Source organism: Imperialibacter sp. EC-SDR9 (genome assembly GCF_902498805.1).
Taxonomy (GTDB): domain Bacteria; phylum Bacteroidota; class Bacteroidia; order Cytophagales; family Cyclobacteriaceae; genus Imperialibacter.
Window position 1 is genome coordinate 1 of record NZ_LR701586.1, and the last position, 26,282, is coordinate 26,282.

28 protein-coding genes are annotated in these 26,282 nt (G+C 43.6%); 25 read left to right on the forward strand and 3 right to left on the reverse strand.

The genetic code is table 11. From position 1 onward, the window contains the following. Positions 1-143: 143 nt before the first annotated feature. The 18 genes from GC130_RS14475 to GC130_RS14565 all read left to right on the forward strand — a co-directional run bounded on the left by GC130_RS14475 (position 144) and on the right by GC130_RS14565 (position 16,004). The gene (locus GC130_RS14475; RefSeq protein WP_151999047.1) at positions 144-668 is read left to right on the forward strand and encodes a hypothetical protein; all 525 of its coding nucleotides are present in this window, start codon (positions 144-146) and stop codon (positions 666-668) included. Positions 669-845: 177 nt separating this feature from the next. Then, entirely contained in the window at positions 846-1,700 is an 855-nt protein-coding gene (locus GC130_RS14480) for an AbiJ-NTD4 domain-containing protein (RefSeq protein ID WP_151999048.1), read from the forward strand. A 170-nt stretch (positions 1,701-1,870) separates the two neighbouring features. Next, the gene (locus tag GC130_RS14485) at positions 1,871-2,554 is read left to right on the forward strand and encodes a hypothetical protein (protein ID WP_151999049.1); all 684 of its coding nucleotides are present in this window, start codon (positions 1,871-1,873) and stop codon (positions 2,552-2,554) included. A 342-nt stretch (positions 2,555-2,896) separates the two neighbouring features. Next, the gene (locus tag GC130_RS14490) at positions 2,897-3,787 is read left to right on the forward strand and encodes a hypothetical protein (protein WP_151999050.1); all 891 of its coding nucleotides are present in this window, start codon (positions 2,897-2,899) and stop codon (positions 3,785-3,787) included. A gap of 198 nt (positions 3,788-3,985) precedes the next feature. Continuing rightward, entirely contained in the window at positions 3,986-4,294 is a 309-nt protein-coding gene (locus GC130_RS14495; RefSeq protein ID WP_151999051.1) for a type II toxin-antitoxin system RelE/ParE family toxin, read from the forward strand. Positions 4,295-4,304: 10 nt separating this feature from the next. Then, entirely contained in the window at positions 4,305-4,589 is a 285-nt protein-coding gene (locus tag GC130_RS14500) for an addiction module antidote protein (protein ID WP_151999052.1), read from the forward strand. 185 nt (positions 4,590-4,774) lie between these two features. After that, on the forward strand, positions 4,775-5,509 hold the full coding sequence (locus GC130_RS14505; RefSeq protein WP_151999053.1) for a hypothetical protein: 735 nt from the start codon (positions 4,775-4,777) through the stop codon (positions 5,507-5,509). A 520-nt stretch (positions 5,510-6,029) separates the two neighbouring features. Further along, positions 6,030-6,530: a hypothetical protein gene (locus GC130_RS28880; RefSeq protein WP_201568638.1), complete on the forward strand. Its 501-nt coding sequence runs from the start codon at positions 6,030-6,032 to the stop codon at positions 6,528-6,530. A 189-nt stretch (positions 6,531-6,719) separates the two neighbouring features. After that, the gene (locus GC130_RS14515; protein WP_151999055.1) at positions 6,720-7,202 is read left to right on the forward strand and encodes a hypothetical protein; all 483 of its coding nucleotides are present in this window, start codon (positions 6,720-6,722) and stop codon (positions 7,200-7,202) included. Between the two features lie 347 nt (positions 7,203-7,549). Beyond that, on the forward strand, positions 7,550-8,131 hold the full coding sequence (locus tag GC130_RS14525) for a Crp/Fnr family transcriptional regulator (protein ID WP_151999056.1): 582 nt from the start codon (positions 7,550-7,552) through the stop codon (positions 8,129-8,131). 81 nt (positions 8,132-8,212) lie between these two features. Then, entirely contained in the window at positions 8,213-8,830 is a 618-nt protein-coding gene (locus tag GC130_RS14530) for a hypothetical protein (protein WP_151999057.1), read from the forward strand. Positions 8,831-9,002: 172 nt separating this feature from the next. Next, the gene (locus GC130_RS14535) at positions 9,003-9,629 is read left to right on the forward strand and encodes a hypothetical protein (protein WP_151999058.1); all 627 of its coding nucleotides are present in this window, start codon (positions 9,003-9,005) and stop codon (positions 9,627-9,629) included. 10 nt (positions 9,630-9,639) lie between these two features. Then, positions 9,640-10,059 carry a DUF6326 family protein gene (locus GC130_RS14540; RefSeq protein ID WP_151999059.1) on the forward strand — a complete coding sequence of 140 codons (420 nt, stop codon included), beginning with the start codon at positions 9,640-9,642 and terminating at the stop codon, positions 10,057-10,059. A gap of 305 nt (positions 10,060-10,364) precedes the next feature. Further along, positions 10,365-12,107 (forward strand): helix-turn-helix domain-containing protein, encoded by a 1,743-nt coding sequence (locus GC130_RS14545; protein WP_201568636.1) that lies wholly within the window; start codon positions 10,365-10,367, stop codon positions 12,105-12,107. A 120-nt stretch (positions 12,108-12,227) separates the two neighbouring features. After that, entirely contained in the window at positions 12,228-12,821 is a 594-nt protein-coding gene (locus GC130_RS14550) for a hypothetical protein (protein WP_151999060.1), read from the forward strand. Continuing rightward, entirely contained in the window at positions 12,818-13,846 is a 1,029-nt protein-coding gene (locus GC130_RS14555; RefSeq protein ID WP_151999061.1) for an alpha/beta fold hydrolase, read from the forward strand. Before GC130_RS14550 ends, GC130_RS14555 begins: the two co-directional genes overlap by 4 nt. Before the next feature lie 271 nt (positions 13,847-14,117). Next, positions 14,118-15,107, forward strand: coding sequence for an NAD(P)-dependent alcohol dehydrogenase (locus GC130_RS14560; RefSeq protein WP_151999062.1), 990 nt, complete (start codon positions 14,118-14,120; stop codon positions 15,105-15,107). A 315-nt stretch (positions 15,108-15,422) separates the two neighbouring features. Continuing rightward, entirely contained in the window at positions 15,423-16,004 is a 582-nt protein-coding gene (locus GC130_RS14565) for a Crp/Fnr family transcriptional regulator (RefSeq protein WP_151999063.1), read from the forward strand. Between the two features lie 140 nt (positions 16,005-16,144). Here the strand turns inward: GC130_RS14565 and GC130_RS14570 are convergent, their stop codons facing one another. Continuing rightward, entirely contained in the window at positions 16,145-17,077 is a 933-nt protein-coding gene (locus tag GC130_RS14570; protein WP_151999064.1) for an NAD(P)-dependent alcohol dehydrogenase, read from the reverse strand. 388 nt (positions 17,078-17,465) lie between these two features. On the opposite strand from GC130_RS14570, the gene GC130_RS14575 reads away from it, so the two are divergent. From GC130_RS14575 to GC130_RS14585, 3 genes are all read left to right on the forward strand, one after another. Then, positions 17,466-18,038 (forward strand): Crp/Fnr family transcriptional regulator, encoded by a 573-nt coding sequence (locus tag GC130_RS14575; protein WP_151999065.1) that lies wholly within the window; start codon positions 17,466-17,468, stop codon positions 18,036-18,038. A gap of 85 nt (positions 18,039-18,123) precedes the next feature. Next, complete coding sequence (locus tag GC130_RS14580; protein ID WP_151999066.1) at positions 18,124-18,534, forward strand: hypothetical protein; 411 nt, start codon at positions 18,124-18,126, stop codon at positions 18,532-18,534. Positions 18,535-18,546: 12 nt separating this feature from the next. Next, positions 18,547-19,143: an START domain-containing protein gene (locus tag GC130_RS14585; protein ID WP_151999067.1), complete on the forward strand. Its 597-nt coding sequence runs from the start codon at positions 18,547-18,549 to the stop codon at positions 19,141-19,143. 40 nt (positions 19,144-19,183) lie between these two features. On the opposite strand, the gene GC130_RS14590 is transcribed toward GC130_RS14585, so the two are convergent. Then, on the reverse strand, positions 19,184-20,077 hold the full coding sequence (locus GC130_RS14590; RefSeq protein WP_151999068.1) for a LysR substrate-binding domain-containing protein: 894 nt from the start codon (positions 20,075-20,077) through the stop codon (positions 19,184-19,186). Between the two features lie 89 nt (positions 20,078-20,166). Between GC130_RS14590 and GC130_RS14595 the strand changes: the two genes are divergently transcribed. The 3 genes from GC130_RS14595 to GC130_RS14605 are packed head-to-tail and all read left to right on the forward strand — an operon-like array spanning position 20,167 to position 24,724. Then, a complete protein-coding gene (locus GC130_RS14595) occupies positions 20,167-20,472 on the forward strand; it encodes a hypothetical protein (RefSeq protein ID WP_151999069.1) in 306 nt (101 codons plus the stop codon). 32 nt (positions 20,473-20,504) lie between these two features. Further along, positions 20,505-22,178, forward strand: a complete 1,674-nt coding sequence (locus GC130_RS14600; RefSeq protein ID WP_151999070.1) for a proton-conducting transporter membrane subunit — start codon at positions 20,505-20,507, stop codon at positions 22,176-22,178. Between the two features lie 53 nt (positions 22,179-22,231). Beyond that, complete coding sequence (locus GC130_RS14605) at positions 22,232-24,724, forward strand: YbcC family protein (RefSeq protein ID WP_151999071.1); 2,493 nt, start codon at positions 22,232-22,234, stop codon at positions 24,722-24,724. A gap of 186 nt (positions 24,725-24,910) precedes the next feature. Here the strand turns inward: GC130_RS14605 and GC130_RS14610 are convergent, their stop codons facing one another. Beyond that, positions 24,911-25,225, reverse strand: a complete 315-nt coding sequence (locus GC130_RS14610) for a carboxylesterase family protein (protein WP_151999072.1) — start codon at positions 25,223-25,225, stop codon at positions 24,911-24,913. Here GC130_RS14610 and GC130_RS14615 point away from each other — a divergent pair. Beyond that, positions 25,171-26,253: a Fic family protein gene (locus GC130_RS14615; RefSeq protein ID WP_226940496.1), complete on the forward strand. Its 1,083-nt coding sequence runs from the start codon at positions 25,171-25,173 to the stop codon at positions 26,251-26,253. The genes GC130_RS14610 and GC130_RS14615 overlap by 55 nt on opposite strands. Positions 26,254-26,282: the final 29 nt, after the last annotated feature.

The following is a 26,282-nucleotide window of genomic DNA, read 5'->3' on the forward strand; positions in this document are numbered from 1 at the left end:
CTAACTACCCCCATAGCACCCAGGAGCCCCGTTCAACGCTGTTTTAGAGCCAATTTGTCTTTACCGACCCAGCATTAAACCGATTGGTTTATCTTTGGACAAACTGGCTCTAAAACACTATATTGTTGTATGGCATTGCAGGAATGAAGAAAATCATAGTCATCGGACTACTAACAGCAGCTTTTGTTGTCCTTTATTATCTTGGCGGAGTCTTTTACGCTGGTTCAGAATTTCTTTTGCTACCAGTCATGTTGCTGGTTCTTCTTGCAGCGGTTGCTGGACCAATCACACTTTTACTTTCGAGTTACAAGTTCTTCAAGGGTCAACGACTCGGAAATCTGCTAATTTGGACAAACGGTCTAGCTATTGGGGCTTATGTAGGCTATTTCGCTACCAAGCCGATTCTGAAATGGGACACAGACCAGCGGGATACCAGTGGACAGATAATATCGAAACGACTTGAGGACTACAAAGTAGCGAACGGACATTATCCAGCCGACTTGGCTGACCTGGACGAAGCATCCTTGAATGAAGTTTTGCCAGCTGCATACCAAGTGAACCGGTTCAGCTACTTTCTGAACGATAAGGACTATCATCTAGATATCCCGATTCCCATTACAGATCGATGGCACTGGGACAAGAGTGAGAAAATTTGGAAGTACCAATAAAGCCATACAACACAAACCTAAGACATCATGGGGCCTCACCTGCAAGGAAATCGCAGAGGGGATTGCAGTCCCCGCCACTTTGTGTATTTTTATCATCGGCGTGGCTATTTGCGGACGGCAGCGGTATCTCTTACCAATCCCCACGCTGCTTAGCTAGTCGTTATACACAATTACTGCATGGCAAGATTTTCTGAGCGTATAAATAAAAGGGAACCAAAAACCACGATCCAACACGACTATGTTGATCAAGATTTAAGAAATGGTCTCTGGAATGTGCTGAACATTTGGTTTATTGATGAACTAGAGAACGCTCAATATATCTCATCTTCCCGCCACCAAACTCTTATAAGGTCTATATGGTTTTCTTTTTTTAAAGAACCTCTTGATACAATCCCATATGGCACTCAACGAATTGTGAAAATATTTCGAGAACGCTTTTATAACTGGGATTACTTGGACTTATATGATTTTATAGATTTCATAGCAAATGAGAACTGTGAATTCCCTATTGATGGATTCATTGATTCATGTAATTTAATTTTAAAGCGAGAACTTTCAGGCTACAGGTTTGTCAATAAACTTTTAACTCCTATTACTAATGAACATGAGATAAAAGCCATTGAATCAGCAATTGAAAATGCCACAAATCGAAAATTTAATGGTGTTACAATTCACTTGAACTCTGCTCTTGAAAAGCTAGGAGACAAAAAGAACCCTGATTATCGTAACTCAATAAAAGAGTCAATTTCCGCAGTAGAATCATTATGTCAAGTAATTTCTGGTGAACCTTCTACAGAACTTGGGAAGACATTGAAACTACTGAAGTCAAAAATGCCACTACATGGTGCATTAGAACAAGGATTTACAAAACTATATGGCTACACAAGTGATGGAGATGGAATCAGACATGCTATGATGGATGCTGACTCTCTTGACCAAGAAGATGCTCTTTACATGCTAGTGACTTGTAGCAGTTTCATTAATTATCTAACGGCAAAGGCGGAAAAAGCTGGATTGATTCAAAGTGTATAACAAATGCTATGAATGAATGGGGTTTCATCGGTCAGGATAGTTTCGTGGGGATTGGAAAGTCCGCCACAAGTTTTAAATTTAAACCAAGGCGTGGCTATGTACGAGACGAGAGGTTAGTGCTTTCTAATCCCCACTCATCATAGCTGGACGTTGGCGGTAATTTCCTGCGAATGAAAGTCTTTCTCAATATAACACTGTTGGCAATTACTTTGTCCGGCTTCTCACAGCCTGCATCAATCTATGGAATATATCAACTGGATACTGGTCCAACCTTAATTTACCTGGAACTTCGATGTGACTCGACATTTCATTTTATAACACACTTTGACTTCAATGCAGCCAAAGACTATTCTCCTGAACTAACGAACAGCGTACCTTGGAAGTTAGCAAATGACTCGACTCTCATACTGGACGATCGATTCACTCACAAAAAGGCGACATTTAAACTCGTATCCAGTAATCAAATAATTGAAACTCGTAAAAAGGACACGTATACTTGGGCTAAAGTCATCAACTACAACTCAGCCTGTCTAGGAACAGATTACTCAATCTCAGGCACCAACGGAAATAGAACGGTACACCATCTAGTGCCAGGAAAACAGCTCATTAGTACAGAGTACTTTCAAGGCAATTCATTGGTAAGGCGTGTTACTTATTTCGAACTATCTGAGGAAGAACTCAACACAATACTTGGTAAACGACCTATCATAACCGACGATCCCGTTAATCAGGTTCTATTTAGAATTTACACACTAGATTTTCGACTGCCTATTCTTATGGAAGAAGAGTGGAAAAATACCAAATACAAGGTTACACATTTCAACAAACAAGGCGAAAAGGTCAAAAGGAATTAACTGCTGCCCACGATCTGCAATGGCTCTAACTTCATTGGATGACAAATCAGAACTTAGAAACTGGAGAATCAACGCTCAGAATCTTAGTACCAGGCACATTGATAAAACTGGCTGGCAAACAACCCAACTTATGATACACACCTGGGCGGGCTTCGATGACAAAAAATACCGCCAACACAAAGTTATAGCGAATGGGGCCCTCACCGGTAACCTGACCGCTATTGGCTTGGTTTCTCCGCCACAAAAGTTAAATTTATCATTGGCGTGGCTAAGTGCAAGTGGGAAGCGAAGTGCATAAAACCATCCCACTCGCCATAGCCAGTCGTTGGCGGTAATTGAGCAATGCGGAAATTCATCAGAACTTTTATACTTTCCATTACACTAGGACTCGGTTTAACCGAAGTGAACGCCAGTCCACAAATGCCTGATTATTTAATTTTTGAAGGAGATACTATCGCATTTTATCGGTTGATTCTTGAAGAGTATTTTAACGCTCAAAATAGAGAGAATGAAGGCGATTTGTTTGGCCTTAAGTTTCGAGCAGGTTCATCAACGAGCTGTTGGAGAGGTTATCAGGCAATATATGAATTATCAAATGACAGCCTGTTTTTAAGACATATCACTTCTTGTGGTGAACTTCATAGTAAATCTGGAATAGATATAAATCAGTCCAACCTAAGAATTAAAAAAACCTTTGGTGATCAACTGATCAACGGCAAAGTTCATTTGAATTGGTTTACAGGTGATATAAGCTTACCCAGTGGAGACCTGCTAAGATGGGATGGGGTATTTTACCACAGCTTTGAAGAAGAAAAGATAGTTTCAATTGATAACGGACGTGTTACCAACACAACACGAGTAATGAACTATATAGATGAACCAAACCGGTTAAACAGAAGGTATGACGACACTCTGTCAACGTTACTATTCAACGAACTTCAAAAAGCAAATTGGAGTAATGTTAACGAATTTGATTGTTCGGAGAAATACTTGATAACTATTGATAAGAAAGGTGAAATTGCTGATGTCGTCATGGCAGAATATCAAACCAAGAAAGAAATAAAAGAATTTTGGGATATGCCTGAATATAACTATTGTATTCGAACCATAAAGTCCAGATTGGAACACCTCAAATTTGACATTCTAAAAAGAGCTGGCAAACCCATTGAGGAACAAGTTTATTTGGAGATTTGGGTAGAAGATAATGGCACTCTTGAGAACTGGACGAACTAAAGACATACCGCCAACAAATGCTAAAAATGAATATGCGAACTGAGCATTTTGAAAGATTTTTATTAAATAGAAACTTAACCGTATCTAGCAACTGGGGTGCATACTCATTTTAGCTAGGCGTTGTGAAGCATTCCCCCCTATTCCATCTTTCTATTACCCGTCAATTGCAAAAATGTATCCAAGTGAATACATTTACGTATGTATTCTGTAGAAAAGACAGATGAATTCGATAAGTGGCTTAAAAAGCTAAAAGATAGCCGTGCAAAAGCCAAAATACTTTTCAGAATTCAGCGCATAGAAGAACACGGTAACTTTGGGGACTGTGAACCAGTCGGACAGGGTTTAAGTGAATTACGAATTCACTACGGGAAAGGTTATCGTGTGTATTTAAAGGACGTCAACGGTCGGATTGTCCTCTTAATTAATGGTGGAGATAAGTCTTCTCAGCAAAAGGACATTGGTAAAGCCAAGCAATTATGGGAAGACTACAAAAATGCATTTGACTAACATGAACAACATGAAGACGACAAAATTTGATATAGCCGAATATTTAGATGACGACGTTATGATTGCAGAATATCTGAACAACGTGCTAGAAGAAGGCGAGACATCGGACATAATAGCCGCCCTTGGACATGTCGCAAAAGCTCAGGGAATGTCCAAAATTGCAGCTGAGACAGGGCTAAGTCGTCCAAGTTTATACAAAGCGCTTGCACATGGATCAAAACCACAATTTGAAACCATCCTAAAAGTTCTTAGAGCCGTGGGTGGACATCTAAATGTGAAAACTGCTCAGCCGTAGTGAAAAAGCCTCACAACACGCACCTAAGACAGCATGGGGCCTAAGCAGCAAGGAAATGGTCGTAGGGATTGCTGTCCCCGCCACTTTGTGTATTTTTATTCATCGGCGTGGCTATTTGCGGACGGCAGCGGTAACTCTTACCAATCCCCACGCTGCATAGCTAGTCGTTAGGCACAAAAGCATACATGACGAAAATATTCGTGCACATATCGATTCTTCTGCTAGTTGCAACTCAGGTGCTTGCTCAATCTGATCAAGAATTAGCAGTTAGCCAAGCATTAGCTGCCAAGACGATCAACGAAGTTGAGCAGATAGGTGGCAAGCAAAAATTTTATGTAGAGCACACTGATCAGCTAAATTCAGACATAACACAGACAAATTGGCGGCCGGCTAAAGGAAAAAAAATCGGACGAATTGCCCTCCTGACTCTTTCCATTAACGGGAAAATATTTTATTCCGAGATATACTCATGGGATATCAATGACGAATTTGACGGGTTTGATCATCAGATTCTTCAGAGCAAGCTAGATAGTACTTTTTCCTTTCCTTCATTTGATCCAGACCATTTAGAACGTCTGCCAAACAGGACGACATTCGGTTATGGCTGCGGGGCTGCCGGACAAATGCCCGAGGAGGGAAAGAAGATGCTTACACTTGTTCAGGCACCCAATACCGACGAACTTAAAAACTGGCTATTTAGTATCAACCCCGTCAGACAGGCCTACTCGTATTTGGGATTCTCCTTACTACAAGCCAACGGGACGGAATTGGACACTGACATCAAGACCAAAATGAGCCAAGTAAAGGAGTCTGGACTTCTTGTCTATTTCTGTGATGGATGCATCATAAGGGAACCAATGTCACTAAGTGAAGTATTGGACGACACTAGCATAAAACGCTTTACTGCCAGACAACAATAATAAATGTGCCTAACACAACAGTAAAGTGAATGTGGGCTTCACCCGATGTCATAGGGCAGTTGGCTTGGATTGCCCCGCCACAATTTATAATTTTAATATCGCCCTACCTTCGCTAAAGCTACGGTGGGCAAGGCGTGGCTAAGATGGATTGGAAGCGGAGCTGCATTAAACTCCCACACTCATTTTAGGCAGGCGATATCTATGTAATAGTCGAACCTTGAAAGCCCTCTTCAAACTCTCTCTGCATTTCATCGCAATCTTCACTTTAACGGCGATTACTCAGATCGGAGGTCTGATTTACATTCTGACCTTAACCCTCACTAAGGCCTATCGACTCAGCAAACTCTCTAGCCTAGGACTTTTCTTGGTCGGCTATCTAGTCTTCTCTCTTTTGATTCTACCAATTGTGGCGCCTGCCTTCGGACGGACTCCACTACCTCTGACTGGCAACTTGAGACCGCTGAACTACTTAACCTGCTTACTTAACAGGCACTATGTTAGACCCCAACTGAAAGAACAAATGGAGCAGATAGCAAATCGGATGGAAGCGAAATTTGACGGCACAAAAACTAACTATCTCGACGCTAACTTTCCTTTTTTTGACCGATTCCCACTACTTCCCCATTTGAGTCACAATGACGGAAAGAAGTTGGATCTGGCATTTTACTACCTTCAAAACAATACTCGAACTGACTCAGCTCCAAGCTTCATCGGATACGGAGTTTATGATGAGCCTGCAGATGGAGAGTTGGACTACCCAACGATGTGCCGGGAAAAAGGCTACTTTCAATATGGACTACTTTCCGCCTTTGTTCCGCAGTGGAATAAAGATGACTACAAATTGGATGTCGAAAGGACTGTTGAACTTATTAGTTTGCTTGTTGAACATCAAGCAACAGGCAAAGTTTTCATAGAGCCGCATCTTAAAGAGCGATGGCATCTAAATCAGTTAGATAAAATTAGATTTCACGGTTGTCAGGCTGTCCGACACGATGATCACATCCATACGCAGCTTCAGTGAAAACATATAACACAAAAAAATGAATGTGGGCTTCACTTGTTGTCAGCGTGAAGTTGGCTTGGATTGTCCGCCACAAAAGCTAATTTTATCATCGGTGTGCCTGCGTGTCGGGAGACAGGGCTAAGTGGTGATCGAGGCGTTACCGCTTAAAATTTCCACACCCATTTAGTTGATTGTTACGATTCTTCAATGAGCAGGGTATTTCTATTAATTTTCCTATTTTCTTCTTTATCCAAGGCTTATTGTCAAGGTTTACAGCTAACTGACATATTGGAAAACACAAGTGTCAAGCGAAGTGGAGAATTCTACTTTGGAACTCTTGACAATTTAAAATCCGAAGCCAAAATTCGAACGTTAAAGAGAGCCTACCCAAAGCGCAAAGTCAAGGGCCTTGATTCCGCTTATTTCCATATGTTCTCAATTCTTATTGATGAGTGGGAATGTGATGCTCCATTGGCAAAGCGTTTGGCGGACGAAGTACATGCTGAACTTCTAATTTTCATCGACGAAATTGGAAACATAGATGGTATATTTTATTCTATCAGAGAAAAGGAATTTAGCGAGCAATCCAAAGCATTTGTGGAAATGATTTTTAGCTGCATTAGCCAAGGTACTTATAGTCGTATAGACAGGTATGGAAAACACCATTACGATTTATCAATTGGAATATAATTTAACAGTTTGCGATAAACCCTCGTGTTAAATCTAGATGGTAAAACAAACCCACCTCCATCACGTCTTTACATTTCTCTTTGTTATCGAGTATGAACCATCTTTTGCTCTTGACACCCATCGTCATTGGAAGCTGCGGGACATATAAGGATGACGTTGTTACCAAAAATTGTACGCCAAGTTATTTGCCGGATTTCATTTCAATTGAAGTCGCCAAATTGCAAAAGCAATAAAATGAATATGGTGGCGAAAAGACGAGCAAAAAACTACACGCAACAAAACAGCATTAAAACCAGTTTAGCTAAACCGGTGACAGGAGTACCAAAAAAGCAACAGCCTAAAAAACAATGCAAGACATACTATTTGACTTTATAGCAAAATACATTACCCTGACCGAAGAGGAGAAGAACGCTATCAATTCTGTAGATATTTTTCGTTCGGTAAAAAAAGGCTCTGTTTTACTCAGCAAAGGACAACGATCGAAAAACAGCTACTTTGTCCTAAAAGGCTGTATCCGGACTTACTACATCATAGACGGAGAAGAAAGAACTACTGCTTTCTACACAGAAATGGACGCCCTAACACCTCATTGTGTGATCAACAAAGCGCCCTCTGACTATTACATCAGTTGTGTTGAAGACACTATTCTTACAGTTTCAAATTTAGATATGGAAGCAGAGATCAACGCTAAATTTCCAAAGTTTGAAATCATGTGCAGAAAAATGTCGGAAGAGTTGTTGGCCAAACACCAAATAGACTTCGACGGGTTTAAGACTTCTTCCCCTGAGCAGCGATACCTGAATTTGATGCGATCACGCCCAGACCTTCTTCAACGGGTTCCGCAGCACCAGCTGGCAAGCTATCTCGGCATAAAACCACAATCATTGAGTAGGCTACGGGCAAGGATTTTAGAGAAAGACAAAGGGTAGGAGTCGTTTCTTAACTTAAGTGAACGTTTTGAGCCTGCCTGCCCATCTACTTTTGCAGCATCATTTTCACCAAAAAAAGATATGCAAAAGAAAATTCTGGTCATTGGCCTCGCCTTATTGCTGACAAGCTTCTTACCACTCAAAGCTCAATCGGCCAAACAAGACAGTACTTATAAAAAATGGTTTGTTGGCAGTACGCTATTACTCTTAGGCAATTTGGATGGCACTAACAATCCTGGGTATATACAAGTAAACGCAGGATATAGGATTACACCCAAAGATGTTATTCAATTTAGGTTTAAAAAGTCTAAGTATGCGTGGCCACTAGGTATCCCTTTCGGGCCGGATTTTGATGGGCCAGGGCTCAACTATCCAGGCCATGCACGCATACTTGCTCCTCAAATTGGGTACCAGCGGTTTTGGTGGAAAGGAGCCTATACATCTCTTTATGTATTGAATGCTTTTGAGAAATACATGGATGAGGATAAAAAGAAGATTGGAAACGGATTTACGCTATATACCGACTTCTACCTAGGGTATCAATTTAAGTTTTTCAAAGATCGTTTCTTTTTTGAACCAGCTATCGGATGTAGTTATTGGCCTCTGAGAACCGGTGTTCCGGATTCTTTTATAGCTGTTGAACAAAAGTGGCCTAACTACTTTATTCAACCCGGGCTTGATTTAGGATTCAAGTTTTAGCATCCATGTCGAGCCATTACCCCAATACTTTTTCACCGGACCCGCCCTGACGGCATCGAACTCAAAGAGGCAGTTTCGCTGCTGAATGCAGGTGATCTAAAACAAAGGGAACGATTTGTCGTGTCCCGCCAATCCACTTTTTCCATATCGTTTAACACAAGCAAAGACTCAAATGAAAAAGAAAATTCTATTCGTTGTTCTTGTCATATTGATGATAAGCACGCCCCATCTAAAAGCACAGTACGCCAAACAAGACAGCACTTACAAGCGGTACTTCGTTGGTAGCACGATATTTCTGTTAGGTAATTTGGCCGGTGTGAACCCACCCAACTTTGCTCAACTCAACCTGGGCTATCGGATTACAGGAAAAGATGTTATCACAATAGAACCAAAAACCTGGAAATATGCATGGCCAAATGGTATTCACCCATTTCTAAACAAGGCATACGGAAAGGATGAAGAAAAATTCCCGGGATATGTGCGTGAATTTGGCTTATCGGTGGCCTACCAGCGATTTTTCTGGAAAGGCTTGTATGCCGAGCTTAATGTGATGCCTACGCTGCAAAATTTTGCGAATGAGGACGGCGATAAAATTGACAATGGCTTTCAGGTTTTCAATACGTACCGTGCTGGTTATCACATCAAACTTTTTAAGGATAAATTTTTTATTCAGCCATCTATTGCCATCACCCATCGTGCTTATCACACAACACTACCCGACGGGTTTAAACAGTTGGATGACAAATGGCCCAAGTTCATCTTCGGAGAACCGGGATTTCACTTTGGGTTTAATTTTTAGTTGATGACTTATGAGCACACAGGAAACACTGCATGACATCAAAGTCAGTTTGAAATTGAAGCTCGCTACGCTGTGGGCGAGCTTTATGTTTCTCTATATTTATGTTGATTATTTCGCTCTGTACATGCCTGGCAAGATAGAAGGTATGCTGGCGGGGAAGGTGTTTGTATTCGATATTACGCAAGGATTTCTTTTGCTTGCACTCGCCTCAGTGACAATTCCGGCACTGATGATTTTCCTTTCCGTTGCCTTGCCGCATAAAGCAAATCGTTGGGCAAACATCGTTATTGCCACGGTGTATATTCCTTATACGTTGTTTAACCTGGCTGGCGAGGCATGGATGCACATGGTGTTTGGCGCCGTTGTAGAAGTAGCTCTTCTTAGTCTGATTATCCGTTATGCTTGGACATGGCCTCGTATCGAAGCATGAGTGGTGAATAATTTTCATAATTATTGGAATGTTCAGGTTAGTTGAGTGTGGCTGGCTTGGATTCTCCGCCGCAACGCCTATTTTTAACAACCGATATCGGTTGAGTGGCTATTTGCCGATGAGCAATTAACTGCATTGTAAAATCCGGCGCACGGGTTGGGCATTGTCGCCAACCTTAAAATAACCGCTCATTTCTATTTGGGTACGGTCCATTTCGAAATGAAAGAGGCCACGAAGAGGATTATTTGACTACTGCTCCTAACATATCTGATAAAATCAGCATTGCGGTTCTTCCGTTCGTGAATATGAGTGCGAGCGAGGAAAACGAGTATTTCAGCGATGGTATTACTGAGGAGATTATCAATGCATTGGCACAGATCGACAGACTGAAAGTCAGTTCCAGAACATCTGCATTCTACTTCAAAGGGAAAAACATTCCGATTTCTGAGATTGGAAAAGCGCTTGGAGTTTCTACTATCCTTGAAGGGAGTGTTCGGCTTTCAGGTAATAACATCCGAATTACAGCGCAGCTGATTGATGCTGTCGAAGACTTTCATTTTTGGTCTAAAAGCTGGGATAGGCAATTGGACAACATATTTGAGGTTCAGGATGAGATCAGCTTGTTGGTGGCTGAACGGTTGCGAGAGCACTTAGGCCATTTTGAAATTCAGGAACACCTTGTCCTGCCCAATACCCGAAGCGTGGATGCTTACAAACTTTTCCTCAAAGGGCGACAAACTTTCAATAAATGGAACCCTGAAGATGTCAGGCAATCCATGGAGTTTTACAGGAAGGCTGTGGAAATAGATGCTAATCATGCTGAGTCAATGGTGGGGTTGGCTGGTGCCTATAGTTTTCTAGCTACGATCGGGATTATCCCTTATGCCGAAGGTTGGGACAAGTGTTCGGAGCTCATCCAGCACGCTTTAACTATTGATGATAAACTCCCCAGCGCCTACTATCAACTGGCCAATCTGGCTTTTTATACCAGGGGCAGTTACAGTGAAGCATTTGAGAACGCTTCCAAAGCGGTGAGAATAAATCCAAATTATGTGGAGTCCCGTCATTTAATGTCATTTCTCCACATTCTGGCAGGAAGGAAATCAGAAGCAAAAAAACACTTGTCGCATGCGCTGAGTATTGACCCACTTTCTCAGGAAACGCAGTTTTACAATGCCTATGTCGAGTACATGTCTGAAAATTATGCCTCCTCCATAAGCCAGTTAGATGCATGCCTGGAAGCGAACCCGATGAATGTCCCCGTACATTCTGTGAAAGCTTACTGTCTGCTCAAAACTGAAAGGTATGATGAGGTGATTGACTATTTTGACGCCTTGCCCACTCAGATCGTTGTAACTGCTGAAAAGATAGGTTTAAGCGCCCTTGCCTATGCGTTAAAAGGTGATTCAGTCAATGCCGGAAAATTCACCAAATTATTGGAACAGAGAGCGAACGGTATCGATGATTTTGTAGCGGACTCCTATCTGTTTTTACTGGCTGCCTCAACTGGTAATAGCAATAAAGCATTTGCCTTTGTAGAAAACACCTTGAAATCACCCTCCCCGCTTTTATTGATGAGGTATTCAGATCCACTGGTCAACCCAATAAAAGCGGATCCACGCTATTCGAACTTTCATCAGAAACTTTTTCCTGCGGAGTTATTCGAAGTAACGGGTGCCCCTGTGGACAAGAAACCCATACTTGATGCAACTGCTGCCGCTGCTCTCAAAACCAGGCTGGAGCTACTGATCGAAACAAGTAAACCTTACCTAAATCCGGAACTTACCTTGCGTTCGTTGGCGGATCAACTGGAAACGAAAGCAAACCAACTGTCGTGGCTGCTCAATGACACCATTGGCAAAAACTTCAACAGCTTTGTCAATCAATACCGCATCGAAGAGTTCAAAAAAATCGCCAAAGATCCCAGGAACGACAACTTTACCATTGAAGGATTAGCCTACAATTGTGGCTTCAATTCCAAAACAGTTTTCAATACCTATTTCAAACAGCAAACCGGCCTTACCCCAAGCGAGTTTCTGAAGGCCTAGTCTTTTTCACCTCCTTCTTCTCAAAAGTTGTTCGGAATCATGATTCCGAACACGGTCACCCCAATCCCGAACGTCCGCTACGGTCAGGCATCCGTTCTTTGAATCAAAACTCAAAGGGCTATGAAAATCACACGATTAACATTTTTGATTTTGCTGGTGTGCTCTTCTTCAGCTTTTGCTCAACAGAGAGAGGGCACTAAGGCAAAACTGAAAACAAGGTTTGGGGACAGGCTGGCGCTCAAAGCCGACTACTTCGGAGAGCTGGTGCTCCATCCTGGTCTGAGCGTAGGGGTGGACTACACCGTAGCTGAAAACGAGTGGGCTACGCTGCATTGGGACACTGACCTTGGCGGCTTCTGGCATCGCTGGAACAACTCATCGGTTTTTCTGAAAACAGCTTTTGGCTTCCGGTTGACCATCGGCTCCGTGTTCGCCGACATCAACCTGGGCGTTGGCTACATGCATACATGGGCTGCGGGTTCCTTGTACCAAAGAGCTGAAGAGGGTGGTGTGGAGACAGCTACCAATTGGGGGCGCTCACACTTTATGCCCAACACATCTTTCCTGATAGGCTGGGATGGAAGCAGAAGAAACAATCAGCGGTGGGCCGTTCACGCAGGGCCCGAAGTATACCTGCAATCTTCATTCAATCGCATTTTCCTGCCGCATGTAGCGGCCAAAATCGGTTTCACTTACAAACTCAATCAACAATGAAAAACCTAACCATACTCATTGCTATTCCGGTGCTCATGCTCCTTGCGGCTTGCCAAAAGGAATCATTTTATCAGGGCGACCACTTCTTTGTGAAAAACGCAGGCGCTGAGATGCCGGTGTTTGTAAAAGGCAATATTGCCTCGGGCACCTTCATTCTTTTCCTCCATGGAGGCCCTGGAGGCAGTGCTTCACTTCCCTCATTTATGCCTGTGTCGCATGAACTGGAAAAGGACTTCGCCTTTGCTTATTGGGACCAAAGAGGCTCTGGCCTATCCGGGGGCAATCCCGACCCTGCCACCTTCACGGTAGAGCAATTTGTGGACGACCTTGATCTTGTGGTTGATGTGATCAGGCAGCGTTTCGATAACCCCCGGATTGTTATTTACGGCATCAGTTGGGGAGGTGCATTGGGAAGTGCCTACCTGAGCACCGCCGACTACCAAAAGAAAATAGATGGATTTATCTGCATGAACAGCGGCCATAATTTAGTCGAAGGACTGCCCAAATCAGTAGTTTTTGTGAAAAACTATGCGCAGCAGCAAATTGAGCTAGGGGTTGATGTAGCCTACTGGACGGAGGCACGAGACTGGTGTGCTGCAGCACCGGACATGACCGTCGTCGACAATTATTTCAAATATGACTCATACCTGTCCAATACCAATGCCTACAGAAGAAATTCTGATCAGGAAGTGCAAGGGCCGGAAGTGGGTGCTTTGGGCACGATGAATTCTTACCTTTCCCTTGCCCTGTTTTTCAATGGCCGGTACCTGGCGAAGCGTTTCAATATTTTGGAGCTCAATCTCAGTAAAGACATGGAAAGAATTAAAATCCCCTCTCTGGTGATTTGGGGAAGGCATGACGGAGTCAATACCATTGAAATGGGGTACGACGCCTACAGCAGCATTGGAGGGCCAGATTTCACTGAAAAGGAACTGGTCATTCTCGAAAACAGTGCCCACGAGGGGTATATGGAAGAGCAGGAACTATTCATCAACACCTTCCAAAGATTTGTGAAAGGTCTCTGAAAAAATAAACCATGAAATAGCCATAAGGAAAGTCCATACCCAGCGGAATGAATAAAGTCGGAAAATAGTCGACTATCGCTTCCAAAAGGTTTTGGCTATTCCCGCTTCGGCGGACCGATCTGGCCGCTAAAAAGTAAATTTTATACAGATGAAATAGCCATAAGGAGAGCCATACCTAGCGGAAATGAATAAAGTCGGAGAACAGTCGACTATCACTTCCGAAATGCTATTGGCTATTCCATGTGGCCGCTGAAAAACAAATTTTATACACATGAAAGCAGTTAAATATACAAAATACGGCGCTCCCAGTGTTTTGAATCTGGTTGAAATAAAAAAGCCGCAGCCAAAGGACAACGAGGTCCTTGTTAAAATTTACGCCACTACTGTCACCTCAGGTGATACGAGGTTGCGAAGTTCAGATTTCCCACCGGTTGCCTGGCTCATTGCCAGGCTGCTGTTCGGCGTGTTGAAGCCGAAAAAGGAGATTCTGGGTCATGAATTTTCGGGAATTGTCGAAGCAGTTGGCAAGGATGTCACCAAATACAAGGTGGGTGATGAAGTGGTAGGGACGCCAACCATGCTGCCCACAGGCTCTTACACTGAGTATCTATGCATTCCCGAGGAGAGAAATAAAGGCATGCTGGCATTGAAGCCCAAAATCCTCAGTTTCAATGAAGCTGCAGCCCTTCCTGTTGGGGGAATGACGGCCTTGTTTCTACTGAAAAAGGCCCGGTTAAGCAAAGGACAACAAGTGCTGATTTACGGTGCTTCGGGCAGTGTAGGAAGCCATGCTATCCAAATTGCCAAAGCGCTGGGCGCTACCGTATCTGCTGTATGCAGCAGTGCCAATTTCGATATGGTAAAATCACTTGGAGCCGATAGCACTGTGGATTACAAGCTGCGGGACTATTCTTTGCTTGAGAAGAAGTTTGATATTGTTTTTGATGCCGTGGGAAAAACCTCGAAAGCAAAAGCCAGCAAAGTGCTGAAAAAGGGAGGCCGGTTTGCATCAGTAGCGGCTTTCACTTCACCGACTCAGCAGCATTTGGATGAATTGTGCCAGCTGGCTGAAGAAGGGAAAATCAAGCCATTTGTTGACAAAACGTTCTCCTTGTCTGATATAGTGGAAGCCCATGAATATGTAGACAGTGGGCGAAAAAGAGGTAATGTCGTTGTTGAGGTCGTTAAATCATCGAAAAAAGCACCGGTTCCTGTAAAGCACAAAAGTGGCCTGCGGCTCAGTCCTGCCCAGGCGCTGTAACCCCTTTGTTTTTACAGGCAAAAAAACGAATTTGTTCTCCCTCAGAGTCCCTTTGAGAAGACTCTGAGGGAGGGCGTTTGAAAATATGGCCTAAACACACAGTATCTGGCTCGAAAACTTACGAATAGGAAAACCAATAACAGGCACAAGTAATCCATAGGCTTATGCCCTAGTGGCAAAGGACATTTGAATCGGATAGTTTTAAAGAAACTAACAGCGGCCAGGCCGAGAGGTTTTGCCAGCCGTTAGCGGTAAACTGGTACGACAAGAGAGCACAAGAAAGGCGTTTTACATGCCAGAGATTAAGTTTTTCTCATGCAAAGCAAATTTGTAGACTATTTTTCAAGAATATCGCCGCTTTCAAAGGAAGAGTCAAAAGCTATTGCTGATAGCATGCAAACTAAGACGTATAAGAAGGGTGACTATTTATTGAAAGAAGGGCATCAATCAGCCAACACCTATTTCATACTTGAAGGCTGCATAAGAGAGTATTTTCTGGCTGATGGTGATGAAAAAACGACGAATTTTTTCACAGAAGAACAATGGGCCATTTCGTTAAACAGCTTTTCTCCACAAAATTCTGCAAAGCACAATTGGGTCTGCGTTGAGGACACCACTGTTGTTGTGGGCAACGAACAGCGGGCTCAGGCCCTTTTTAAATCCTTTCCCAGGTTTGAAACAATATCACGCACCATCATGGAAGCTGCTTTTGCAGAGCAAAGAGAAGCATTGGCCGCTTACTATACAGACTCACCTGAAAAACGCTATCTAAAGATTTTGAAATCAAGGCCCGATTTACTTCAGAGAGTACCTCAATATCATCTTGCCAGTTATATCGGGATAAAGCCAGAATCTTTAAGCCGAATTAGAAAACGGCTTTTGTCTGATAACGATTAGCTTGGAATATGTTCAATTTCCTTGAATCCTTTTGCGATCAGCCAAATACCTAGTGTAATCTCAAATAGGTCACCAAAAGTCCGTGCAATTGTATTTTGTGATCCCATAATTTCAAACCTTTTCAGTACGTCAAATTCCATTTATACCGTAATGACCACATTTCCTCTTTTATGCCCCATTTCCACATACTGATGCGCCTCGGCCATTTTGCTCAAAGGATAGATACGGTCTATCACCGGCTTAATTTTCTCTTGTTCCGTCAAAGTTTTCAGATTGGTAAAAGCGTCTTTGGGAGTCAAAGGAATTCCCTGATCGATGGAAATATATTTACCTTTAGGAGTAAGGGCTTTTTTGCTTTTCTCCTTTAGCTGTGAGGATTTGGAGTTTCCAACAGCGTCTATTACATATTTATATGTGCCCAATTGTGAATCAGCATTGTCTGCCGTATAGTCAATCACCTCGTCGCTACCCAAAGACTTAACTAATTCAAAGTTTCGGCTGCTGCATACACTGGTGACGTGAGCGCCTGCATGCTTCGCCAATTGTATGGCCATTGTGCCTATGCTTCCCGAAGCGCCATAAATTAAAACTTTGTCTCCCTTCTTTATCGAGGTCTTACCCAGCAGATGTGAAGCAAGCAATCCTCCATAAGGGATAGCGGCTGCTTCTTCGAAACTGCTGTTTTTTGGCTTGAGCGCAATATTCCAATCTTCAGGCAGGCAGATATATTCGGCATAGGAACCAAAATGACGCTTTGTTGCTGAAACTGAGCCGTAGGCAAAAACTTCATCGCCTATATTGAATGAACTTACATTTTTCCCTTTACCTTCTACAACTCCCGATGACACCATTCCTAAGATTGGGTTTCTTGGCTTCCCAAAGCCAAAAAAAAGTTGAACCATAAATCTGGCCACAGGCGACGCATTCAACCCACGTATAAGCACATCGCTGGTGGTGACTGAAGTCGCATGTATCTTAATCAGGACCTCATTGTCTTTTGGCGTGGGCTTGTCGACTTCTGTTAATACCAGGTTTTCTGAACCTCCGTACTTTAAACATTCAATTGCTTTCATAATTTATTCTTTTGATTACATAAGCAAAGTTGGCTAAGGTGCGCTTCGATTCCATTGACTTGGGTTAAGAAGTGAAATACATTGATGCTCACATATTCAGGAACAAAAAAGGTATTTCTGAAAAGCACCTAATCAAAACTGCAACGGCCAGTGAGCCAACAATCGTGAGTTACGATAGCTATTATGGGGAACTCATTTTCAGTCATTTGTTGGCTTGGAATGTCCGCCACAAAGTATAATTTTAGTGTCGCCCTACCTTCGCTAAAACCACGGTGGGCAAGGCGGGGCTAAGTGTCAGCGGAATCGGAACTGCATGAAACTCCCACATTTACTTTAGGAAGACCACCACTGCCAGCGACTTAGTATAGTCGACTCAACCGAAGACGCTATGGAGAACCTTATTAAATTCTTTAACAGTACAGTCCCGCTTTCTGAAAAAGTAATAAGCCTGATGGCAGGCATGTTTGTATACGATGAACTGAAGAAGGGGGCGTATTTTGTAAAGACGGGAGAATATGCAACGGAAATTGCCTTTCTGGAAACCGGCATTGTCAGGGCGTTTTACGTCAACAATGAGGGAAAAGAATATAACAAAACCTTTTTTTCAGCGCCTTCAATTATAGGTTCCTATGCGTCACTCATCAGCAAGCAAAAGAACAATGTTGCCCAGCAGGCGCTTACCGATTGCAAAATTTGGAAAGCTTCGTTTCATGAAATAGAAAAGGTATCGGAAGGGAATTTTGAGATCGAAAGATTGAGGCGAATGATAGCAGAAAATTACTTTTTGAGCAACGAGAAAAAAGAACTCGAGATGGCTATGCTGGACGCCGACAAGCGATATTTGATCATGCAGGAGGAGTATCCGGGAATTGAATTACGAATTCCACAATACCATATTGCCTCTTACCTTGGCATTAGCCCTACCCAATTGAGTAGAATCAGAAAAAACCGATCCCTCTGACCAGCATTTCTTTACATATGTAAATGCGCAGCTGTTTTTTGTGCTATTACTTTACAATTCAATTTTAACCAAAATCGATATTGTAATGGGAAGCAATGAACTCAGTTTTTTCAAAGGCTTATTTGTTGTTTCAGCACTATGGAACCTAATAGGAGCAATTTTTGGCTATTTCAATACCGCTTTCACGTTCAATGGTTTTTTTAACCGGGAGTTGGCCGACCCGCTTTACTATGCCATCTATCAAGGGGCATGGGGGACAACACTGGTCTATTTTATCGGCTATTCTATAGTAGCGTACAATCCATTGAAACATACAGGAATTGTCATCGTTGGCGGAATTGGTAAAGTTGGCTTTGCCATTTCGTTGTTTAAGTTTTACCTGTCGGGGCTTGCCGGGCCTGTTGTGTTCATAGTCATAGTCGGTGATTTCATTTTTTCGATCCTTTTCATGTATTACTTCTTCAGGCTGTATCAAACCAAAGAAAGTATCCTCTAATAGGCGGAAACCGTGAAAGTTAAAATATTGCTGATCAGCGCATTCGGTTTCTTGTCAATAGTATCTCACGCTCAACAGTCATGGGAAATTGACAGGAACAAGGACGGTATCATTGTTTATACGAAAGAAGAAGAAGGGTCTGCTTTCAAAGCTTTTAAGGCGGTTATGACCATTCATGCATCAACAGATGAGATAGTAGAAGTACTGAAAAATGCAGACGACTATACAAAATGGTACGGCTACACAAACACATCTGCACTTCTGAGGCGAGAAGGAGATACACAATACAATTATGTTGAGACCATATTTCCGTGGCCATACAGTAATAGAGACATGGTTTACCGGATGTCTGTTAAAGCGTCTGCCCAGGGGGTTGTAAAAATATTGCTGAAAGGGATCCCTGACTACGTGCCGGAAAAGCAAGGAATAGTGCGCATGAAAAAGGCAGAGGGATACATTTTGTTGCAGCTGATAGACGGCAAAACAGAAGTGACCTATGTATTTCACTCCGAACCAGGAGATAATATTCCGCCATGGCTGGCCAACAATTCAATAGGTGAGCTGCCTTTCCAAACACTGTCCGGATTAAGGAAACTCCTCAAAGAATAACACTCTCAGATAGCAGCCGCTGGCATCCATTTGAGTGCATTCAGTATTTCAAATACCAGCTGAAGTTATGGTCAAGTATGTGTTGTTTGTTCGATCTGATATAGTCAAGGAATGCCTGGCTAACAGGTGAAAGTCTTTTCCCCTTTAGCCAAATGAGGCGCCATTTTGTGATAATGGGGAGATCCACCATAGGTAAAATGTGGATTTCCTTGCTCATCAGTTCATGGCGCATGCCAATCAGCGGCATAACGGAGTGACCTATCCCTGCAATTACCGCCTGCTTTACTGCCTCGTTGGAGGTCAGCTCCGTCCGTTTTCTTTGCTTGCCTTCACGTGATTCAAAGTAGTGCTCCATCGCCATCCGGGTGGCTGACCCCTCCTCCCTGTAAATCAATGGTTTGCCTTCATTGCGTGCGGGCGTGTTGCCCATGAGGTAGAGCTTATTTTCTATCAGCAGCTCTTCCTCTACTTCTAGTCTTTCCGGCACCACAGACACGAGCGCAAAGTCGATTTCATTATTTTTCAAACTTTCGATTACCCGACTCTTATTGGTCACATCAAGGACGATGTCGATTCCTTTGTGCTCATCCAGAAAGCCGCTTAGGAAATATGGTATTACATATTTTCCGGTCGACGCCGAAGAAATGGACAGCTTGCCTGTAAGGATACCCTGAAAAGCCTGCGTTTTATAATTGATGTTTTCCAATTCCTGAATCACCCGCTCAGCAATTTTAGCGACTTCCTTTCCAAAATCGGTGACGTAGAGCTGCCGTCCAATAACCTCAGTAAGCGGTATTTCAAACTGGTCTTGAAGGTTTCTTAGCTGAATCGAAACGGCAGGTTGAGTCATAAAAAGCTCTTCCGATGCCTTTGTCACACTTCGTGTTTGCACCACTTTTAAAAATATCTGAAGCTGATGGATGGTATAGTTCATAAATATTTGTTATGCTTTACATAACAAATATAAATAAAAATATATGAAACGCTTTTTCAAACTTTGCCCATCAATCAAACAAAATTTACATGATAACACAACAGGAAGAGCCCATCAAAAAACAGAAACAAGAAAATTTTGAGCTGGTCAATGGTGAGTTTTCAGCTAGTGAGGCCATAGAAATCATTGAGGATTTGTACGCCAGGAATATCAATTTTCATGAGATCAAAAGTTTTAGTGAGCTCATACGCTACGACGCCAAAGACGAGGCGACTTTGGCTCGGTTAAATGCACTGAAGGAGACAAAGGAACAAGTAGGAAAACTACTTCAAACTGCCAGGGAAGATGGCCGGTCTTTGAGAGTTTCGTCGACCATTTCAATTGAAATTATCTAATCTAAGTCACTCAAACCAAATCGAGATATATTATGCCATATAACTTTCTTATTGCGTTTGCCTTGCTTCCCCCCGCTGCTTTTGTAGCGACGGCCCTGGCTTCATGGTTTCAACCTGGGATTCACCCCACGTTAACCCGACGACTTGGCACAGTCTCTACTATCATAAGCATCATGGCGGCTGCTTTGTGCGGCTACATCGTTTTCCAGGATGGCCTTTTTCAGACCGATTTAGTTGGTTGGTACGACTTAGGCTTTAGTCTTCGCCTTGATGCTGTGAGTGTGATCATGGTGGGTATGATTGCTTTGCTGGGGTTCGTTATCTTCAAATTCAGCATTAACTATCTGGATGGAGACCAGCGCCAGGGCGCCTTCCTTGGCAGGCTTGCAGCTACCATTGCATCGGTGCAGCTACTGGTAATGGCTGGCAACCTTGCTCTTTTATTTGTGGCTTGGGTTTTAACCAGCGTATCACTGCACAGGCTTTTGGTCTTTTACAACCACAGGGCTGGTGCCATTATCGCTGCAAGAAAGAAATTTATAGTAGCCAGACTGGCAGATGTTTGCCTTCTCATCGCATTTGTAATCTTGTACAATCAGTTCGGGTCGGGCAACCTTGAAACCATTTTTACTTCTATTAAAAGTGTCAGTGCCTCTGACCTGCCATGGGATGGGGTAGAAGTTGTTGCGATATTTTTAGCTATGGCGGCCATATTGAAATCTGCTCAGTTTCCAACTCACGGATGGTTGATTGAAGTGATGGAAACACCCACGCCGGTTTCAGCCTTGTTGCATGCCGGCCTCTTAAATGCCGGCCCTTTCTTGATCATCAGAATGGCCTACGTAATGGACGCCAGCACGGCGGCACCACTTCTTTTGATGGCTGTTGGGGGAATCACAGCGCTTTTTGCCTCTGTAGCCTACTTGACACAACCCTCTGTGAAAACAGCCTTAGGCTACTCAAGCGTTGCACACATGGGATTTAGTCTCATGGTATGTGGCATGGGAGTATACCCGGCAGCCTTGCTTCACCTTGTTGCTCATTCATTTTACAAAGCGCATTCTTTTCTTTCTTCCGGCAGTGCCGTTGACCTTCTGAAAATGTCAAAAATAGCTAAGCTAAGCGGCTCTGGAAACCCCTGGATCATTGCATTAGGACTTTGGTTGGCTTTAGCTCTTTATTCAGGCTTCGCCATTTTGTGGGGCATTAACCCTTCAAAAGACTTTTCGCTGCTGGCGATTGGGACTGTGATCACTATGGGGTTGTCGAAGATATTTGTATCAGCGATTGAAGCGAAAAGAAACCCTGCTCTGATGTTTCATGCCATATCGCTTGCCTTGCTCGTTACGCTTGCATTCTTCACACTTGAGTCAGCCATGCATTACCTTCTCCTGGGCCAGGTTCCGGAAGTTTCAACTCCTGGAATGGGTACAATGATCCTGACCGGCTTGTTACTTCTGGTCTTTGCATCCGCTGTAGTCATTCAAATGGTTTCTCCTAAAATCCCCCACAATACCTCTTATTATGCCTTTGCCATTCATTTCCGCAATGGATTCTATGCCAATGCCGTCTTCGATAGGTTGATCAGCTCATTGCGCATTTTGCCGCAGGACGATTCACAGCCTTTAACTCAGCGTCCACTCAATCGATTTGAAGCTTATGGGGCCAAAATTAACGAGCAGGAAGAAGAGTTGAACGTAGTATAAAAACTTCCTCATAGGTAAGAGAGATTTAACCATAAAACCTGATATAGATAGATATGACATACCAAAATCAAATGACTACAGTGAATATGAGTAGTAGTGAGCATCTCAAGGTGCTACGTGAGGCTTGCAAAAAGATTGCACCAGTTTGGCCTCTGGAAAACTTTGTAGCTGTAAATCCATACTTGGGTCACGCTGATCAAACATTTGAAAGCACCGCCCAAACCCTGGCGAAAATAGGCGGCATTCAAATGGCGCTGCCACTATCCTTCTACCTTCAGAAAATCAAAGAAGGAAGAATCACCCGAAGTGATCTGCAATCGGTTTTGTCCAAAAAATCAAAAGAGAAAACAAAAGTCGACGACTTTATTGCTCTCATTGAAAGTGCCACCGACGAGACAACGGGAGTTTCCACAGTAGCGACTCTGGCGGACGTGGCTACCCAGGTTACCGGAAAGGACTGGAATCGGTTTGCTACGTCAAGGATGTCCACCTGGGCGGCATCGTATTTTGACGACGGGCAGGCAAGCTGGGCCGCTGCTGACCAACAAGCAGCTCTTTTTTCGGCCTGGAAATTTGAAGCTGAAGTTGACAATACAACAGATATCATGGGACTGAAGGGCTTCAGAAAAGCAGCCAAATCATTGCCGGGCGACCCTGTTAAAGCCATGGATGCTGCACTTCAAATCCTGGAGATGCAGGCAAATATATTGCCCATTTATCTGCATCGCTTGCTCTTGAGCGTGGGTGGCTGGTCGGCCTTTGCCGCAAGATTGGATTGGGAAAGCGAACTAAATGGGGGTAAAGGCGGCAAGTTGATGGAGTTTCTCATCGTCCTGCTTTGTTGGGAAGCATGCCTTTTCCAAGCCCTCGACAGTCCAAAGCTTAGGGTAAAATGGTTGACAGCCAAAAAATCAATGCTGTTGACATCGACGCCATCAGAAATCAATCAGCAACTTACACAAAAACTAATTTTACAAGAAGCCTTTGATCAGGCAGCGCAGCGAGAGATCATTCAAAAATTCAAAGAACCAAAAGCAACAAAGAGCCTATCAGCTTCCCAGGTGAGGGCACAGGCCATATTCTGTATCGATGTCCGATCAGAAGTGTATCGCCGAAACCTGGAGCTGGTAGACCAGGGGATAGATACAATCGGCTTTGCCGGGTTCTTTGCTTTTCCTATCAATTATGTGCCCATAGCACACGGTCAGGGAGTAGCCCAATGCCCGGTTCTTATTACGACAGGTGCCACCATTTTGGAAGAAATTCCTGATAAGAAAACGCATGAGCAGGCACGAAAAAGCAGAACGCTGAAACACCAGGTGCAGCATATATGGAAGTCGTTCAGGTCAGGAGCCGTTACTTGTTTTAGTTTTGTCAGCCCACTGGGGTTGTACTATCTACCCAAGCTCTTCACTGACAGCTTTGGGCTTAGCCGTCCGGTTCCTCATCCTGATCATGTAGGATTAAAGGACAAATATATGAAGCTCAAAGGAGCTAGTCTGAATGTGGCGACACACGGCAATGTGGCAGCAGGTATACCATTGGAGCAGCGTGTTCAGACGGCAAAAAATGCCTTAAATGCGATGTCGCTCACGAGCGGTTTTGCCAGATTTGTGTTAATAGTTGGGCATGGATCCACAACTGTCAACAACCCGCATGCAAGTGGATTAGATTGTGGTGCCTGCGGCGGGCGGAGTGGAGAGCCCAATGCCAAAGTTGCTGCTGCGGTACTGAATGATAGACAGGTAAGGCAATTACTGAAGGCTGAAAACATTCACATACCGGACACTACTGTTTTTCTTTGCTGTCTGCACGACACCACTACCGATGAAGTAACGATTTTCAATGAGCAAGAAGTGTTAGCTAGTCGGGCGAATGAGTTGGAAGAACTGAAAACTTCGCTGGCAAAAGCTGGCCATGCTTCACGTACCGAACGAGCTCTTCGGATGACTACCAAAGGAAATGTGGATGATGCTATCATGAGAAGAGGCAAGGATTGGTCGCAGGTTCGCCCTGAATGGGGCCTGGCAGGATGTTCAGCTTTTGTCGTCGCCCCCAGGTTCAGAACAAAAGACCTTGACCTGCAAGGCAGGAGCTTCCTTCATTCTTATGACTGGAAGAAAGACGAGGGATTTAAGGTGCTCGAGCTGATCATGACTGCTCCCATGGTGGTCACCAGCTGGATCAACTTGCAGTATTTTGCTTCCACGGTGGACAATAAAAATTTTGGTTCCGGAAATAAGACACTCCATAACGTGACTGGCGGCGTGGGTGTGTTAGAAGGGTTCTCGGGAGACCTGAGGGTCGGTCTGCCGATCCAATCAGTGCACGATGGTAAAAACTTCCAGCATGAGCCAATCAGACTCAAAGTGATCATAGAGGCTCCCATAGACGCAATAAATGTAGTGCTGGAAAAACATACTTCAATAAGAAACCTATGTGATAACGAATGGATTCACCTGCTCTCTATGAACGATGAGGGTATGGTTGCTCGCCGCTACGCTGGAAATTTGCTCTGGGAAGAGATTGGGGCAGTTGGAGTGTAACGGTTGAAGGATTTTTTAAAAAAAGGCCCTGATTTTTTCAGGGCCTTTTTGGTGCTATCAACAGTATCAGTTTTTGTAAGCTTTGTCCAAAAACACATACCGGGCGTCTTCTTTTGCATCTACTGCTTTGGACTCTACATCGATGATCATAACCGGAGGCGTGGTGTCCTTCGCCTCAGCGGCTGGTCAGTTGGGCACGCCGTCACCATTGGGGTTCCCGGTTTTAATGAAGTTAGCAAAGAAGTTTTCCATGGTTTCTGACACTTTGAAGTCGTCAGGCGTCCAGGCGTAGTCGTCGACCAGGTAAAGGTTGCCCATGCAGTACTCAATTTCTGAGGCGTGGGATCTGATGAAGGTTTGGCTGTATTTCAGCTTTATGCTTCTGCTGGACCGATCTTTTGTTAATAGGTACCTATTTTTATATTTTTGGTACACGTATGAAAAACATGGGACACGCCGCACCATATTCGCCGCTTGCAAAGCTTCCTCCTCCATTGGCATTAGTTGAAACGATGGATGTGTTGAGGCAAACCAGCAAGGCCGCTGCGGCTTTGGCTGAGCTAAAGGGTATTGCTGATTCTATTCCTAATCAGTCTATGTTGGTGAATGCAATAGTTCTTCAGGAGGCAAAAGACAGCTCCGAGATAGAGAATATTATCACCTCTCAGGACGAGCTATACCGGGCACTCACAGCGAGTAGCTCTATTGTATCAGTGCAAACCAAGGAAGTTGTTAACTATAGAAAGGCCATACTCCACGGCTTTGATTTAGTGCAAAGGCAAGGGTTCTTGCGAGTCAATGATATTGTGTCCTTGCAACAGAAATTGGTGGAGAATATGGCTGGGATAAGAAGTACTCCCGGAACTGTGCTAAAAAACGACAAAACCGGCGAAGTTGTTTACACACCACCACAAGACAGGCAGGAGATTCTGGATCTTCTGGACAACTTTATCGAGCATTTCAATTTGTCCGGGCAAAAGCTTTCTCCATTAATTCAGCTTGCCATTCTTCATCACCAGTTTGAGAGTATTCACCCATTTTATGATGGAAACGGCAGGGCTGGGCGGATTCTAAACATCCTCTATCTCATTTTGAATGGGTTGATAGATACGCCTATTTTGTACCTAAGCTCTTATATTATTAAGCATAAAGTCGAGTATTATCGACTACTTAATCTGACTAATAAAACAGGGGAATGGGAGGAATGGATATTGTTTATGCTGAAGGCAGTTGAAGAAACCGCCAGACAAACAATTGCAAGAATAAAAGAAGTGAGGTTGCTTCTGGGCGAAACCATTGAAGAAGTGCAGAAAAAGGCACCTAAGATATATCGAAAAGAGCTCGTTGAACTGCTGTTTGAGCAGCCCTACTCCAAAATAGAATTTGTAGTGAAGGTGCTGAATGTTGAAAGGAAAGCGGCATCAAGATACCTCAGGGAGCTTGAGGCCGTTGGTATTCTTGAGTCACGTGTAATTGGACGTGAGACGATCTACGTGAACAAGGCGTTGCTGGAAGTTCTGAGTCAATAAAAAGGCTCCGATCTCCCGGAGCCCTTCAA

Bases quoted from the DNA above. Each gene is read 5' to 3' on its own strand.
- GC130_RS14530 (WP_151999057.1), top strand. From the start codon at position 8,213: ATGCAAAAGAAAATTCTGGTCATTGGCCTCGCCTTATTGCTGACAAGC.
- GC130_RS14480 (WP_151999048.1), top strand. From the start codon at position 846: ATGGCAAGATTTTCTGAGCGTATAAATAAAAGGGAACCAAAAACCACG.
- GC130_RS14605 (WP_151999071.1), top strand. From the start codon at position 22,232: ATGACATACCAAAATCAAATGACTACAGTGAATATGAGTAGTAGTGAG.
- GC130_RS14490 (WP_151999050.1), top strand. From the start codon at position 2,897: ATGCGGAAATTCATCAGAACTTTTATACTTTCCATTACACTAGGACTC.
- GC130_RS14595 (WP_151999069.1), top strand. From the start codon at position 20,167: ATGATAACACAACAGGAAGAGCCCATCAAAAAACAGAAACAAGAAAAT.
- GC130_RS14540 (WP_151999059.1), top strand. From the start codon at position 9,640: ATGAGCACACAGGAAACACTGCATGACATCAAAGTCAGTTTGAAATTG.
- GC130_RS14515 (WP_151999055.1), top strand. From the start codon at position 6,720: ATGAGCAGGGTATTTCTATTAATTTTCCTATTTTCTTCTTTATCCAAG.
- GC130_RS14560 (WP_151999062.1), top strand. From the start codon at position 14,118: ATGAAAGCAGTTAAATATACAAAATACGGCGCTCCCAGTGTTTTGAAT.
- GC130_RS14525 (WP_151999056.1), top strand. From the start codon at position 7,550: ATGCAAGACATACTATTTGACTTTATAGCAAAATACATTACCCTGACC.
- GC130_RS14505 (WP_151999053.1), top strand. From the start codon at position 4,775: ATGACGAAAATATTCGTGCACATATCGATTCTTCTGCTAGTTGCAACT.
- GC130_RS14555 (WP_151999061.1), top strand. From the start codon at position 12,818: ATGAAAAACCTAACCATACTCATTGCTATTCCGGTGCTCATGCTCCTT.
- GC130_RS14485 (WP_151999049.1), top strand. From the start codon at position 1,871: ATGAAAGTCTTTCTCAATATAACACTGTTGGCAATTACTTTGTCCGGC.
- GC130_RS14615 (WP_226940496.1), top strand. From the start codon at position 25,171: ATGGGACACGCCGCACCATATTCGCCGCTTGCAAAGCTTCCTCCTCCA.
- GC130_RS14600 (WP_151999070.1), top strand. From the start codon at position 20,505: ATGCCATATAACTTTCTTATTGCGTTTGCCTTGCTTCCCCCCGCTGCT.
- GC130_RS14535 (WP_151999058.1), top strand. From the start codon at position 9,003: ATGAAAAAGAAAATTCTATTCGTTGTTCTTGTCATATTGATGATAAGC.
- GC130_RS14590 (WP_151999068.1), bottom strand. From the start codon at position 20,077: ATGAACTATACCATCCATCAGCTTCAGATATTTTTAAAAGTGGTGCAA.
- GC130_RS14575 (WP_151999065.1), top strand. From the start codon at position 17,466: ATGGAGAACCTTATTAAATTCTTTAACAGTACAGTCCCGCTTTCTGAA.
- GC130_RS14500 (WP_151999052.1), top strand. From the start codon at position 4,305: ATGAAGACGACAAAATTTGATATAGCCGAATATTTAGATGACGACGTT.
- GC130_RS14550 (WP_151999060.1), top strand. From the start codon at position 12,228: ATGAAAATCACACGATTAACATTTTTGATTTTGCTGGTGTGCTCTTCT.
- GC130_RS14610 (WP_151999072.1), bottom strand. From the start codon at position 25,225: ATGCCAATGGAGGAGGAAGCTTTGCAAGCGGCGAATATGGTGCGGCGT.
- GC130_RS14570 (WP_151999064.1), bottom strand. From the start codon at position 17,077: ATGAAAGCAATTGAATGTTTAAAGTACGGAGGTTCAGAAAACCTGGTA.
- GC130_RS28880 (WP_201568638.1), top strand. From the start codon at position 6,030: ATGGAGCAGATAGCAAATCGGATGGAAGCGAAATTTGACGGCACAAAA.
- GC130_RS14565 (WP_151999063.1), top strand. From the start codon at position 15,423: ATGCAAAGCAAATTTGTAGACTATTTTTCAAGAATATCGCCGCTTTCA.
- GC130_RS14545 (WP_201568636.1), top strand. From the start codon at position 10,365: ATGAGTGCGAGCGAGGAAAACGAGTATTTCAGCGATGGTATTACTGAG.
- GC130_RS14475 (WP_151999047.1), top strand. From the start codon at position 144: ATGAAGAAAATCATAGTCATCGGACTACTAACAGCAGCTTTTGTTGTC.
- GC130_RS14495 (WP_151999051.1), top strand. From the start codon at position 3,986: ATGTATTCTGTAGAAAAGACAGATGAATTCGATAAGTGGCTTAAAAAG.
- GC130_RS14580 (WP_151999066.1), top strand. From the start codon at position 18,124: ATGGGAAGCAATGAACTCAGTTTTTTCAAAGGCTTATTTGTTGTTTCA.